Source organism: Brachybacterium avium (assembly GCF_002216795.1).
Classification (GTDB): Bacteria; Actinomycetota; Actinomycetes; order Actinomycetales; family Dermabacteraceae; genus Brachybacterium; species Brachybacterium avium.
Genome location: NZ_CP022316.1, coordinates 3,083,382 through 3,096,199, shown reverse-complemented (window position 1 = coordinate 3,096,199; position 12,818 = coordinate 3,083,382). Strand labels below are relative to the sequence as shown.

Genomic DNA, 12,818 nt, shown 5'->3' with positions numbered 1-12,818 from the left:
GGAGAAGTGATGACTCGTTTCCGTACCGTGGACCTGCTGGTCACCGTTCTGATCGGCGCCGCCTTCGGCGTCGCGTACCTGGGCTACGGCCAGCTGTACACGCTGATCGGACCGCTGACCGCGACGTTCAAGCCCGCCGAGGGACTGCTGGCCGGGATCTGGTTCCTGCCGGCGATGCTCGCGGGGCTCATCGTGCGCAAGCCCGGTGCCGCCCTGCTGGCCGGGCTGCTCGCCGCCGTGCTGTCGATGCTGCTGGGCAGCCAGTGGGGCTGGGGCACCGCGATCTCCGGCCTGATGCAGGGCGGCGGCGTCGAACTCGCGTTCCTGCTGACCCGCTACCGGCGCTTCGGCCTGCCGGTCGCCGTGCTGGGCGGCGTCCTCGCCGCGCTGCTGGAGTGGGGATGGGAGAAGGTCGCGTACTACCAGGAGATGAGCTGGGCCTTCTCCGGCGCGATGCTCGCCTGCTTCCTGGTCTCCGGGGTGCTGCTGTGCGGCGTGCTCGGCTGGGCGGCCGCACGGGCGCTGGTCTCCACCGGCGCGGTGGACTCCCTCGCCGCCGGCCGGGAGCACGCCCGGGTCGCCGAGGCCTGAGCAGGCGGCCCCGATCACCCCTCCCCGCGCCCCTGCCACGACCGGTCGACAGCTGACCGGTCTGACCTGGCGACCGCTGACCCGCTCCCGGCCCACGATCGCCTCGCTGGACCTCACGATCCCGGCCGGGCAGCGGGTGCTGCTGGCGGGTGCCAGCGGCAGCGGGAAGTCGACCGTGCTGCGGGCCCTCGCCGGGCTCCTCGACGAGGAATCCGGCGAGGGCACCGGCCTGCTGCCTCCACCGACCCGGCCCGGGGAGGCCGGGCTGCTGCTGCAGAATCCCGCGCATGCCGTGGTCGCGGCGACGGCCTTCCGCGACATCGCCTTCGGGCCCGAGAACGCCGCCCTGGACCGCACGGAGATCCGTGAGCGCGTCGCCGCAGCCCTCGCGGCCGCACAGGTGGGGCTGGATCCCCAGCGGGGTCCGCTCGAGGTCTCCGGCGGGCAGCAGCAGCGCATCGCACTGGCCGGCGGCCTCGCCCTCGACCCCGAGCTGCTGCTGCTGGACGAGCCCACCAGCATGCTCGACCCCGACACCGCGGACCGTGTCCGCGAGGCGATCCTCGTGGCCGCCGACGGTGCCGGTCTGGTCATCGCCGAGCACCGGCTGGGGCCCTGGCTGGCTCACGTGGACCGGTTGGTGGTGCTCGGCGAGCAGGCGCAGATCCTCGCCGACGGGGCACCGGGCGAGGTGCTGCGCGAGCAGCGGGCGCTGCTGCAGGAGATCGGGGTGCTGGTCCCCGAGGAGAAGAGCGCGGCGCGACCGGCCGCGACGCGATCAGTCGGGGCGGGGCCGATCGTCGCCTCGCTGCGCGGCGTCACCGTCCCCTCCCGCGGGCTGACCTCGCCCCTGGACCTCGAGGTGCGCGCCGGTCGCCTCAGCGTGCTCACCGGCCCCTCCGGAGCAGGGAAGACCACCATGCTGCGCACCCTGCTCGATGCGGCCGCACCGGCGACCGGCGAGGTGCAGCGGCCGGAGCCCGCACGGATCGCGGCGGTCCCCCAGAACCCCGAGCACTCCTTCGTCGCGACCACCGTGCGGGCCGAGCTGAGCGCCTCCCCCTGGGCCACCGATCCCGTCCTCGCCGAGGAGCTGCTGGAGCGCGCCGGGCTCGCGCACCTCGCCGGCGCCCATCCCCATCGTCTCTCCGGCGGGGAGCAGCGCCGCCTGGCGACCGCAGCGGCCCTCGCCCAGGCCCCGGACCTGCTGGTGCTGGATGAGCCCACTGTCGGCCTGGACGCCCGTCGGCGCCGGGACGTGCAGTCTCTGCTCGCGGACGCCGCGTCCCGCGGCTGCGCCGTGCTGGTCGCCACCCACGACCCGGAGCTGATCGCGGCCGCCGCCGACCGGTTCGAGCTGCCGGCCCCGGATCCGGCCGGGCCACCGCCCGCGCCGCGGCGTCGGCTTCCCGCCGATGCGCTGAATCCGCTCACCCTGTGCCTCATCGGGATCCTCGCCGCGGCCGGCTCCTTCGCCGTGCAGACCTGGCAGGGCGGGCTGCTGGCCCTGCTCCCTACGGTGCTGCTGGCACCGCTGGCGGTGCGGACGCTGCGCGGCGGCGCCCTGCGCCTAGCCCCGATCCTGCTCTCGGCAGCGGGGCTGGCCTGGACCACGGCCCTGCTCGGCGACGCACCGCCCCTGTCGCGCGAGGCATGGCTGCTGGGACTCAAGGAGGCCGCCCGGATCACCGCCTTCGTCGCCCCCGGGGTGCTGGCGCTGGGCAGCGTGGAGGCCACGGCGCTCGGCGATGCGCTGGGTCAGCGCCTGCGCCTGCCCGCCCGGCCGGTCGTCGCCTCGGTGACGGCGCTGGTGCGGGTCGGTCATCTGGGCCGGCAGTGGGAGGTCATCCTCCGCACGCGGATCCGTCGGGGCCTGGGCAGCGCCCGCTCTCCGCGACTGCTCGCCGGGGCCACGCTCGCCCTGCTGGTGGACACGCTGCGCGGGGCGGAGCAGCAGGCCCTGGCGATGGATGCGCGCGGATTCGCCGGGGCGGACCACCGCACCTGGGCCGCACCCAGCCCGCTGGGCCGGGCGGACCTGCTCGGCGCCGTGATCGCCGGCGGGTTCCTGGTCTGGCCGCTGATCGCGGGGATGCTGGTGGGGTGAGCGCGTCGTACCCTGGAGCGGTGAACGAGGACACCCGCACCCAGCCCACCAGCCCCGAGGACCCCGTCAGCACCGAGGACGAGGCCGTGATCGCCCTGGCCCACTCGCTGCTCGACGCCGCCCGCACCGGTGACGCCGCCGCCCTCCTGTCGCTGGTCGACCAGGGCGCCCCTGTGGACCTGCGCGACGGGGCCGGGAATTCCCCGCTGATGCTCGCCGCCTATCACGGCCACGCCGAGCTGGTGCGCGAACTCGCCGCCCGCGGCGCCGACGTCGACCTCGTCAACGACCGCGGTCAGTCCCCGCTGGCGGGCGTCGCGTTCAAAGGCTTCACCGATGTCGCGGAGGTGCTCCTGGAGGCCGGGGCCGATCCTGCTCTGGGCACCCCCAGTGCGCTGGATACCGCGGTCTACTTCGAGCGTGCGGAGATGGTCGCGCTCATCGAGGCCCGTCGGGCGTAGGCGGGTTCAGGCCCGTGAGGGCCTCCGCACCATCGCGACGTGCTCGATCCCTGCCTCCATGAACATCTCGCTGACGGTCTCGAAGCCCATCGAGGCGTACCACTGCTCGAGATAGGCCTGGGCATCGATGCGCACCTCCGCCCCGGGCGCGGTCTGCTCGATGTGCTCGAGCGCAGCGATCATCAGGCGGCGTCCGACACCGCCGCGGCGGTGATCGGCGCGCACGGCGACCCGGCCGATCCGCACCACGGCCGCCGCGCCGGTGCCGTCGGCCTCGAACAGCATCCGCAGGTGCGCGACCGGTTCGCGCTCGAGCCCGCAGGCCGCCGCCGCGGATCCCGGCAGCTCGATCCAGGCCAGGGTGGTCGTGGGCTCGAGCTCGCGGCCGTCGAGGTCCGCATCGGTGGCTCCCTGCTCCATCGTGAAGACGTCCTGTCGCAGCATCGCCAGCAGGTACAGGGTGCGCGGGTCGATCTCGGCGAGGACCGCCCGGCGGAGCACCCCGTCGTGGCCGTGCTCGGGAGCGGGGGCCGGGGCAGTGGCGGAGGCCGTGTCGTTCATGCGGTCACGGTACGGCACTGCCGGTCCCGGTCGTATCCTGCAGGGGCGCCGTTCCCCCATCGAGAGGATCATCATGGCCCCGACCCCCACCGCCGAGCAGGATCAGCGCTTCCTCGACCTCGCGATCGAGCAGGCACGCACGAGCTGGCACCAGGGCGGGGTGCCGATCGGTGCCGTCCTGGTCCACGAGGGCAGAGTCCTCGCGGCCGGGCACAACCAGCGGGTGCAGAAGCAGTCCGCGATCCTGCACGCCGAGACCGACACCATCGAGCGTGCCGGTCGGCTCACTGCCGGCGTCTATCGCGAGAGCGTCCTGTACACGACCCTGTCGCCGTGCCTGATGTGCGCCGGCACCGCGCTGCTGTACGGGATCCCCCGCATCGTCGTCGGCGAGAACCGCAGCTTCGAGATGTCCGAGGCGCTGCTGCGCGAGCGCGGGGTCACCGTCGACGTCCTGGATGATGCGCGCTGCCGGGCCCTGATGGAGCGGATGATCGTGGAGCGTCCGGAGATCTGGAGCGAGGACATCGGGGTGGAGAGCTCGGAGCTCGATCGCTGAGGAACGGGCAGGCGAGGCCGGAGTGCCGTCATCCGAGGAGGCGGTCGACGGCGTCTCGCCAGGCGTCGACCATGCGCGGTCCGCCGTGGCCCTCCTCCTCGACGAGCACCAGCTCGCTGCCCGGCCAGGCGCGATGCAGCTCCCATGCGGTCAGGGCCGGACCGGAGACGTCGCGGCGGCCATGGATCAGCACGCCGGGGATCCCGTCGAGCCGGGGCATCCCGCCGAGCAGTCCCGCGCCGGGCGCCGCACCCCAGTCCCGCGCCCAGTCGGCGACGAAGCCGTCGTGGGCCCAGTAGTGGCTGACCAGCCGGGCGAAGCCGCGCTCGTACTCGGACACCGGCTGATCCTCGTGCGCGGCGTGCGACTGTGCGGGCCCTCCCCCGCCGATCCCGATGTGCGCGTCCTCCCAGGTCATCCAGGCCCGGGCGGCGTGGTCGACCAGGGCGCCGGCCGGCCCGGTGAGCATCCGCCGATAGGCCTCGACCAGGCGCAGCCGCTGCGGGGAGTGGTCATGACGGTCGAAGCCGGCGTGGGCCTCGGCGACGGAGGCGAACTCGTCCCACGCCTCGGGGTAGAGCGCGCCGACGCCCTCGGTGATCCAGTCGACCTCGCGACGGGAGGTGGAGGTGACGGCGAACAGCACCACGCCCAGTACCCGCTCCGGATGGGCCTGGGCGTAGGCGAGGGCGAGGGTGCTTCCCCAGGAGACGCCCTGGACGACCCAGGACTCGATCCCCCGGTGCTCTCGCAGCCGCTCGAGATCGGCGACCAGATGCGCGGTGGTGTGCGTGCTCAGGTCCACCGCTCCGGGCGCTCCCGCCCCGGGCACGGAGCGGCCGGCGCCCCGCTGGGACAGGCTGATGATCCGGGCACGACCGGCCGGGGACTGCCGCCGATAGCCGGGGGTGAGCCTGCCTCCCGGCCCGCCGTGCAGGTAGAGGGTGGGCACGCCACCGGCGATGCCGGACTCCTCCCAGAAGATCTCGTGCCCGTCGCCGACCGGGAGGCGCCCCTCGGCAGTCGTGGCGGACGGAGGCGGAAGCGGCGGGATGCTCACGCAGCCTTCCCGTCGGGCGGCTCCGCAGCCAGCGCCCAGGGAGCGGCCGGGTGCTCGCGGGTCCAGCTCGCTCGGCGGCTGCGCCTGCTCTGGCAGCGGGGGCACCAGAACACGGTGCGGGCGGCGAGGTCCGCCGAGCGCACGATGGTGCTGCACAGTCGGCAGGGCAGGGTCTGGCGGTGGTAGACGTAGAAGGACTCCTCCCGGGGCACCACGTCCGGGTCCTCGTCCCCGTTCTGCCGGGTGCCGCGGGAGCGCTCGATGATCCGCGCCTCGATCTCCCGGTGCTCCGGCTGGGTGGTGACGATCCTCCCGGTGCGGGCGCCGTAGGTCATCAGCGCGACCAGGTCCTCCCACATCTCCTCGAGCATCCCTGTGCTGAGGTCCTTGCCCGGCACGAGAGGGTCCAGGCGGGCACGGAACAGCAGCTCGGCGCGGTAGATGTTGCCGATCCCGGCGACGATCTTCTGGTTCATCAGCAGCGCACCGATGGTGGTGCGGGAGCGTTGCACGGCCTCGACGAAGCGGCGGCGCTCCCGGCGCTCGGGGTCCGGGCGCAGCGGGTCCGGGCCCAGCCGGTCCAGCACGGCCTGCCGACCGTCGGCGTCGAGGATCTCGCAGGCGGTGGGACCGGTGAGATCCGCGAGCCCGCGGGTCCCGGCGATCCGCAGCCGGACCGTCGGCCGCGGCACCAGGCGCCGCCAGTCGACACCGCCCGCCCCGTCGAGCTGCTCCTCCTGCTCCCCCATCCGCAGCCGCGGCGCGCCGATCGCATGCGCGTCGGCGAAGCCGGGGTCGCCGGCGAAGGTCCAGGACCCGTACAGGCCCAGGTGGATGTGGACGTGCCGCACCACCGGCGCAGCCGGGTCGACATCCTCCGCGGGCGCGAAGGGCAGGAACAGGTGCTTGCCGACCGCTTCCGCGCCCAGCAGGACCATCCCGTCCAGCTGCACCGCCTCCCAGAACCGTCCCTGCGGGCTCGAGGTGCGCACCCGCTGCCCGCCGAAGGCGCGCTCGAACGCGGCGGCCAGCCGGTGGACGGTATGCCCCTCCGGCATCAGTCGCCGGCCGGAGCAGTCGTCCCCGTGTAGCCGCCGGTGCGCTCGTAGCGGCCGATGAGGTCGATCCGGCGCTGGTGACGCTCCTCGCCCGTGAACGGCTCCGCGAGGAACAGATCGATCAGCGCCTCGAGCTCGTCCTCGGAATGCTGGCGGGCGCCGACGGAGATCACGTTGGCATCGTTGTGCTGACGGGCCAGGCGGGCCGTGTCCTCGTTCCACACCAGCGCGGCGCGGACGCCAGCGACCTTGTTCGCCGCGATCTGCTCGCCGTTGCCGGAGCCGCCGATCACGATGCCGAGGGACTCGCTGTCCGCGACCACCGCCTCGCCGACATCCGTGCAGAACGGCGGATAGTCGTCCAGGGCGTCGAAGTGGTGGGCGCCGTGGTCGGTGACCTCGTGCCCCTTCTGCTGCAGCGCCGCCACCAGGCGGTTCTTGAGCTCGAAGCCGGCGTGGTCGGTGCCGATGTGCACGCGCATGTCAGGGGGTCTCTCTCTCGGTGGTGCGGGAACGGGCTCGGGCGCGGGGCGGTCAGCTGAAGTCGACGCCGTCGCCGCGGGAGCGCTTGAGCTCGAAGAAGCCGTCGAGCGAGGCCATGGTCGAGAGCGCATCGAGCAGCTTCCCGGCGTCCTCGCCCTTCGGTGCCGGCGAGACCACCGGGCCGAAGTACGCGGTGCCGTCCCCGAAGGAGATCACCGGGGTGCCCACGTCGTTGCCGACCTGCGAGATCCCCGTCTCGTGGGAGGCGCGCAGCGCGGCGTCGACCTCATCGCCGGCGACCGGGTCGTAGGCCTCGATCAGGGACGCGGGCAGCCTCGCGTCCGCGAGTGCGGCCGCTGCCGTCGACCGGCGGTCGCGGTGGTCCCCGCCGACGTGGAAGCGCTCGCCCCAGGCGGTGTACCAGCGTGAGAGTGCCTCATTGCCCTCGGCACGGTCGATCGCGATCGCCAGGCGCGCCGGGCCCCAGGAATCGTCGAGCATCGCGCGGTAGCCGGAATCCAGCTCGGCGCCCTCGTTGAGGACGGACAGCGACATCACCGAGAACTTCGGGGCGATGTCACGGACCTCGGCGGCATGCAGCAGCCAGCGGCTGGTCATCCAGGCGTAGGGGCAGACGGGGTCGACGAACAGCTCGACGGTGCGCACAGACAAGGAGACTCCTCGGCTCGGGGGTGATGCGGCCATTCTGTCATCGGCCGCCGCTGCGTGGGCGATCCCCCGCTCGGTGACCGGGCACACAGCCCCGGGAGGCAAAAGACGTTGCGCTGTGCGGGCGGGGCGGGTTGGATCAGCACGTGCTCGATTCCCGTTCCACCGCCGTCACGGCGCCCGCCGTCCCCCGCGCCTCGGCACCCGGGGTGATGGCCTCGATCGTCCGCGCCCATCGCCGGATGCTCGCCGTGGTGCTGCCGCTGGCGACCCTCTCCGAAGGGGTCGAGCTGCTGACGCCGATCGTGCTGGGCCTGGTGATCGATCACGGCGTGCTCGCCGGCGATCTGCGGCTGACGCTGCTGGGCGCGCTGGGACTGATCCTGCTCCGGGTGCTGGGCGTTCTCGTGTGGGCCTGGATCTTCGTCCAGACCCAGAAGGCGTGCATGTACGAGCGTCACCGGCTGCGCGTGGGGCTGACCGGTGCGGTGCTGGACCCCCGCTCGCGCCCGGTGCGGCGCCCCGCCGGCGAGGTGCTCTCGATCGCCACCTCCGACGCCGACAAGGCCTCGGACCTGATGGACATGCTCCCGTGGGTGGTGCCCTCGCTGCTGACGGTGCTGGCCGCAGCCGGCTATCTGGCCGCGATGGACATCTGGCTGGGCCTGGCGATGCTGCTCGGCATCGCGGTGATGGTGGTGGTGATCCGGGTGATCACCCCGACTCTGTCGGCCCGCTACGACGACCAGCAGTCACAGGCCGCAGAGGCCGCCGCCACCGCGACCGACCTGGTCCACGGGTTGCGGGTGCTGCAGGGCCTCGGCGTGCAGAGCCGGGCCAGGGCCACCTACCGCCGACGCTCGCGCTCGGCGCTGCAGGCCGCACTGATCAACGCCCGCTACTCGGGGATCTCCTCCGGGCTGACCACCCTGGTCACCGGAGCCATGCTCGCCGCCGTGGTGGTGCTCGCCGCGCTGCGCACCCTGGACGGCTCGCTCTCCCTGGGTGTGCTGATCGCGGTGGTGGGCGTGGCCCGCTACGTGATGGGCATGCTGCAGGGCCTCTCGGGCGCCCCGGTGTGGTGGGCGGGCATGTCCACCTCCGCACGGCGCGTGCGTGACCTCTACACGGATCTGGGGCGGACCGTCGACGATCCGGAGCTGGGACTGGACCTGCTGACCACCCAGCGCGATGAGCGCGGCGACCTCGGCGGCGGGCCGGGCCGCCGCGGCGCGGCGGGCGGCCTGCACCTCCCCCAGCTCACGGTCGCCGACGGCGAGATCATCGCCCTGGCCTGCGCCGATGCGCAGGATGCGGATGCCGTGGTCGATGCCGCCAGCGGCCGCTCCGAGACCGGGGCGCGCATCGGAGACCAGCCGCTGACCCCCGGGAACCGTCTCGCCCTGCGCGCGGACCTGCTGGTCGAGCCCCATGTCGTGGATCTCTTCGACGGCACCCTGCGCGAACAGCTGGCGACCCGCTCCCCCCGGGACACCGCGGACGAGGACCAGTCCTGGGCCGCCGAGGCGCTGCACGCCGCCGGTGCCGAGGACCTGCTGCGGATCCTGCCCGAGGGCTACGACTCCCGCATCCTGGACCGCGGCGCGAACCTGTCCGGCGGGCAGCGTCAGCGCATCGCCCTGGCCCGGGCGGTGGCGGCGGACGCCCCGGTGCTGGTGCTGCACGACCCCACCACCGCCGTCGACGCGGTCACCGAGCAGAACATCGCCGAGGCGCTGATCGCCGCACGCCGCCGGACCGACCGGGCGACACTGCTGGTGACCCGGGCACCGGCCCTGCTGCAGGAGGCCGATCGGGTGGTGTTCATGCGGGACGGCGCGGTCGTCGCCGAGGGCACGCACCAGGACCTGATGGGCCACGCGGAGTACCGGGAGGTGGTGCGGCGATGAGCGAGCTCGACTGGAAGCGCCCGCTGCAGGAGGTGCTCGGCGATGACGAGACCGCCCGCCGGCAGCTGGCAGAGCATGCACAGCTGCTGCCGATCGCGGACGCCCGCACCTCCCTGCGGTTCATGGCGGCCCGGCTGCGGGAGCACTGGGCCTGGACGCTGCTCACCCTGGTGGTGACGGTCAGCGGAGCGGTCGCCGCCGCGATCCTTCCCCGCCTGATCGGCTCGGCCGTGGACGTGGTCGCCGCCGGCGAGCCGACGGACCGGATCTGGACGCTGGGCGGCCAGATCCTCGCCGTCGGCGTGATCCAGGCGGTGCTGATGGCACTGGGCTGGTGGTTGGTCTCGGCGCTGGGCCAGCGCATCCTCGCCGGAATGCGGGAGGACGTCATCGACCGAGCACTGGATCTGCCCGCCCAGACCATGGAGTCCACCGGGATCGGCGATGCCCTCTCACGGGTCGCCGATGACGTCGACGTCGCCGCCCGGGCGGTGAACAACCTCGTCCCGAACCTGATCCAGCTGGGTTTCCTGGTGCTGATCACCCTGGTCGGGATGGCGATGCTGTCCCCCTGGCTGCTGCTGATGGTGGTGATCATCGTGCCCATGTACGTGCTCGCGGCGCTCTGGTATCTGCGGCGCACCGGCCCTCTCTACCGGCGGGAGCGGATCGCGATGGGCGCCCGGGCCCAGGGCCTGCTCTCGGCGATCCACGGCATCCCCACCGTGCATGCCTACGGCATCGAACGGCGCGAGACCCGGCACGTCGCGGTGCTCTCGGAGACCGCATCGCTGCTGAACATGCGGGTGATGTTCCTGGTCAGCCGCCTGGTGATGGGCCTGAACGTGCCCGAGAACCTGGCGCTGGCGATGGTGCTGCTGTTCGGCTTCGTGATGGTGCAGGTCGGCGGGGCCCCCGTCGGCCTGGTCACTGCGGCCGCGGTCTACCTGGTGACCCTGTTCTGGCCGATGATGGCGGTGATCTTCAACCTCGACGAGGTGCAGTCGGCGCTGGCGAGCCTGGCGAGGATGGTCGGGGTGATCACCTCGGTCGACCCGGCCGCCTCGCCCGGCACCGGGCTCCCCGCAGACGCCTCGATCCGGCTCGAGCAGGTCTCCCACGCCTACGGCGAGGACGCGGACGGGGCCGAGCGGATCGTGCTGCGGCCGATCGATCTCGACATCGCCCCGGGCGAGGTGGTCTCCCTGGTGGGCGCCTCGGGGGCCGGCAAGACGACCCTCGCCGCGATCCTGGCCGGCACCCTGGCCCCGCGCCACGGCCGGGTGCTGCACGGAGGGGCGGACCTCGCCCACGCCGACCTCGAGGCGGTCCGCGCCCACGCCGCGATCGTCAGCCAGGACGTGCACGTCTTCCGCGGCACTCTGCGGGAGGACCTGCACCTGGCAGCGCCCCGCGCGGACGACGAGACGCTGCGCCGAGCCCTGCACCGGGTCGACGCGCTGGCCTGGGTGGACCGGCTCCCCCGCGGTCTGGACACGGAGGTCGGCGAGAAGGGTGAGCGTCTCACCGCCGAGCAGTCCCAGCAGCTGGCCCTGGCCCGGATCGCGCTGCGGGACCCGGCCGTGCTGATCCTCGACGAGGCCACGGCCGACGAAGGCTCCTCCGGGGCCCGGGTCCTGGAACGGGCCGCGCTCGAGGTCGCCCACGGCCGCACCACGATCATCGTCGCCCACCGCCTCTCGCAGGCGAGGATCGCCGACCGGATCCTGGTGATGGCCGCCGGCGCCGTGGTCGAGCAGGGCACCCATGACGAGCTGGTCGCCCGCGGTGGGGACTACGCACGCCTCTGGGCGGCGTGGACCGGCTGATCGACGTGCTGTGAGGCACGAACGGCAGGAGATCAGCCAACAGGCACCGCGTGATCGACGTGCTGTGAGGCACGAACGGCAGGAGATCAGCCAACCGACGCCGCTGATCGACGTGCTGTGAGGCACGAACGGCAGGAGATCAGCCAACAGACGCCAGGTGATCGTCAGCTGCGGCGCATCCGCAGCACCAGCATGCCGGCGATGCCGGTGAGCAGGCCGAGCAGGGTCAGCAGTCCGGCTCCGCCGAACATCGCCAGGCGTCCCCACGAGGCATCGATCCCCGCGAACGACAGCGGGCCGCTGGTCACGGTGGTCTCCCCCAGCTCGAGCACCGAACCCTCAGGAGCATCCTCGGCCACCTCGCCGTCGACCTCGAGCGTGAGCACGACGGTGACGGGCGCGGCCCCGGCCGGTTCCGCGTCGGCAGGACGCTGCAGGCGCTGCAGCGTGACGTAGTGGGTGCCCGGCAACCAGGCCGTCGCGACCGAGGTCAGCTCGGAGCCGCGGTTGCCGCGATCCACGGGAGCGGTCATGCCCCCACCGGCGACCCGGTCCTGGGGACGCATCACCCAGCTGCCGCCGTGGACGCTGACCTGCTCCCTGACGGCGTTGAAGGTCCGCAGCGCAAGCTCCCCCGCGCCCTCGGGCTGGGATGTCGTCTCGACGCGCCAGCGCAGCCGCTGGCCCTCCTGCACGTCGATCCGCACGACCCCCACCTCGCCGGGCACCAGCTCCATGACATAGGAGCCCGGTGCCGCCTCGGGCGCCGTCGCGAAGGAGCGGCCCGCCTCGAAGGGCTCGTCCTGGGCAGGCGGCACCGGGCCGGCACCGGAGTCCTCGATCTCCTCGGTGACCGCGGGGGAGCCGCCGCCCGCGCCGGCGGGTTCGATGGCGACCTGGATCTCGACCGGGAGCGGGCTGTCCCCCGCCCGCGTCCCCGTCCGCGTGACCCGCAGGAACAGCTCCTCGCCGGGGCAGCCGTCCCAGCCCACCGCTCCCGAGACGGCGCTCGAGGTGATCGGCCCGTCCCCGGTGCGCGACTGGCCGATCCCATCCTTCCCGCTGTCCTCGCAGTCATCACCCCCGGCGGTGAGGAAGGTGACGGCCAGCGACAGCTGGTCCGCGTCCTCGGGGATGCCGTCGGCATACGGCGGGGCGGCCACCGTCGCCGAGGCGTGCACCCGCTGACCGCTGCTGACCGCGATGCGGTAGTACTTCGCGGTCCCGGTGCTCTCGTCCTCGCTCTGCCCGCCGAGCGCGAAGGTGTCGAGGTGGATCCCGGGCAGGAGCAGGGGTGCCTGGGCCTGGGACACAGCGCCGGAGACCTCCGGGCCGGCCGCCTGATACGCATGGGCGGGCGGCGCCGCCTCGTCGGCCGGGTCCGCATGCGCTGCGGGCACTGCGCCCGCCAGGGCGAGAGCGATGGCCAGTGCCAGCGCCGCCACCAGTGCGGCCGCGCTCGTCCCGGTGGTGCGGGCGAGTGCTCCACGTGCTCGCGCTGGGCGGGTCATGCGTACTCCTGGGGTCGAG

12 protein-coding genes are annotated in these 12,818 nt (G+C 73.4%); 6 read left to right on the top strand and 6 right to left on the bottom strand.

From position 1 onward, the window contains the following. The first annotated feature begins 9 nt into the window (after nucleotides 1-9). The 3 genes from CFK39_RS13845 (at nucleotide 10) to CFK39_RS13835 (ending at nucleotide 3,159) form a co-directional block, all read left to right on the top strand. Entirely contained in the window at nucleotides 10-591 is a 582-nt protein-coding gene (locus CFK39_RS13845) for an ECF transporter S component (protein ID WP_089065950.1), read from the top strand. Nucleotides 592-727: 136 nt separating this feature from the next. Further along, on the top strand, nucleotides 728-2,698 hold the full coding sequence (locus tag CFK39_RS13840; protein WP_245822666.1) for an ATP-binding cassette domain-containing protein: 1,971 nt from the start codon (nucleotides 728-730) through the stop codon (nucleotides 2,696-2,698). A 20-nt stretch (nucleotides 2,699-2,718) separates the two neighbouring features. Beyond that, entirely contained in the window at nucleotides 2,719-3,159 is a 441-nt protein-coding gene (locus tag CFK39_RS13835; protein WP_172805674.1) for an ankyrin repeat domain-containing protein, read from the top strand. Nucleotides 3,160-3,165: 6 nt separating this feature from the next. Here the strand turns inward: CFK39_RS13835 and CFK39_RS13830 are convergent, their stop codons facing one another. Next, nucleotides 3,166-3,720, bottom strand: a complete 555-nt coding sequence (locus CFK39_RS13830; protein ID WP_089065947.1) for a GNAT family N-acetyltransferase — start codon at nucleotides 3,718-3,720, stop codon at nucleotides 3,166-3,168. 73 nt (nucleotides 3,721-3,793) lie between these two features. Here CFK39_RS13830 and CFK39_RS13825 point away from each other — a divergent pair, with 73 nt between their 5' ends. Continuing rightward, the gene (locus CFK39_RS13825) at nucleotides 3,794-4,279 is read left to right on the top strand and encodes a nucleoside deaminase (protein ID WP_089065946.1); all 486 of its coding nucleotides are present in this window, start codon (nucleotides 3,794-3,796) and stop codon (nucleotides 4,277-4,279) included. A 28-nt stretch (nucleotides 4,280-4,307) separates the two neighbouring features. Here the strand turns inward: CFK39_RS13825 and CFK39_RS13820 are convergent, their stop codons facing one another. Genes CFK39_RS13820 through CFK39_RS13805 form a run of 4 tightly spaced genes read right to left on the bottom strand, consistent with a single transcriptional unit; the run spans nucleotide 4,308 to nucleotide 7,552 of the window. Continuing rightward, nucleotides 4,308-5,339 (bottom strand): alpha/beta fold hydrolase, encoded by a 1,032-nt coding sequence (locus CFK39_RS13820; protein WP_089065945.1) that lies wholly within the window; start codon nucleotides 5,337-5,339, stop codon nucleotides 4,308-4,310. Further along, entirely contained in the window at nucleotides 5,336-6,397 is a 1,062-nt protein-coding gene (locus CFK39_RS13815; RefSeq protein WP_089065944.1) for an Fpg/Nei family DNA glycosylase, read from the bottom strand. Before CFK39_RS13815 ends, CFK39_RS13820 begins: the two co-directional genes overlap by 4 nt. Next, a complete protein-coding gene (locus CFK39_RS13810; RefSeq protein ID WP_089065943.1) occupies nucleotides 6,397-6,879 on the bottom strand; it encodes a ribose-5-phosphate isomerase in 483 nt (160 codons plus the stop codon). The genes CFK39_RS13815 and CFK39_RS13810 overlap by 1 nt, the downstream gene beginning before the upstream one ends. A gap of 52 nt (nucleotides 6,880-6,931) precedes the next feature. Continuing rightward, nucleotides 6,932-7,552 carry a mycothiol-dependent nitroreductase Rv2466c family protein gene (locus tag CFK39_RS13805; protein ID WP_089065942.1) on the bottom strand — a complete coding sequence of 207 codons (621 nt, stop codon included), beginning with the start codon at nucleotides 7,550-7,552 and terminating at the stop codon, nucleotides 6,932-6,934. Nucleotides 7,553-7,695: 143 nt separating this feature from the next. On the opposite strand from CFK39_RS13805, the gene CFK39_RS13800 reads away from it, so the two are divergent. Together CFK39_RS13800 and CFK39_RS13795 are read left to right on the top strand one after the other, a co-directional pair. Then, entirely contained in the window at nucleotides 7,696-9,459 is a 1,764-nt protein-coding gene (locus tag CFK39_RS13800; RefSeq protein WP_089065941.1) for an ABC transporter transmembrane domain-containing protein, read from the top strand. After that, nucleotides 9,456-11,288, top strand: a complete 1,833-nt coding sequence (locus CFK39_RS13795) for an ABC transporter ATP-binding protein (RefSeq protein ID WP_089065940.1) — start codon at nucleotides 9,456-9,458, stop codon at nucleotides 11,286-11,288. The genes CFK39_RS13800 and CFK39_RS13795 overlap by 4 nt, the downstream gene beginning before the upstream one ends. A 164-nt stretch (nucleotides 11,289-11,452) precedes the next feature. Here CFK39_RS13795 and CFK39_RS13790 read toward each other — a convergent pair whose 3' ends face one another. Beyond that, nucleotides 11,453-12,799, bottom strand: coding sequence for a hypothetical protein (locus tag CFK39_RS13790; RefSeq protein ID WP_089065939.1), 1,347 nt, complete (start codon nucleotides 12,797-12,799; stop codon nucleotides 11,453-11,455). Between the last annotated feature and the right edge of the window lie 19 nt (nucleotides 12,800-12,818).

What these genes read in the sequence shown, in the direction of transcription:
- CFK39_RS13810 (WP_089065943.1), bottom strand. Translation starts at nt 6,879, where the DNA reads ATGCGCGTGCACATCGGCACCGACCACGCCGGCTTCGAGCTCAAGAAC.
- CFK39_RS13815 (WP_089065944.1), bottom strand. Translation starts at nt 6,397, where the DNA reads ATGCCGGAGGGGCATACCGTCCACCGGCTGGCCGCCGCGTTCGAGCGC.
- CFK39_RS13795 (WP_089065940.1), top strand. Translation starts at nt 9,456, where the DNA reads ATGAGCGAGCTCGACTGGAAGCGCCCGCTGCAGGAGGTGCTCGGCGAT.
- CFK39_RS13830 (WP_089065947.1), bottom strand. Translation starts at nt 3,720, where the DNA reads ATGAACGACACGGCCTCCGCCACTGCCCCGGCCCCCGCTCCCGAGCAC.
- CFK39_RS13845 (WP_089065950.1), top strand. Translation starts at nt 10, where the DNA reads ATGACTCGTTTCCGTACCGTGGACCTGCTGGTCACCGTTCTGATCGGC.
- CFK39_RS13790 (WP_089065939.1), bottom strand. Translation starts at nt 12,799, where the DNA reads ATGACCCGCCCAGCGCGAGCACGTGGAGCACTCGCCCGCACCACCGGG.
- CFK39_RS13825 (WP_089065946.1), top strand. Translation starts at nt 3,794, where the DNA reads ATGGCCCCGACCCCCACCGCCGAGCAGGATCAGCGCTTCCTCGACCTC.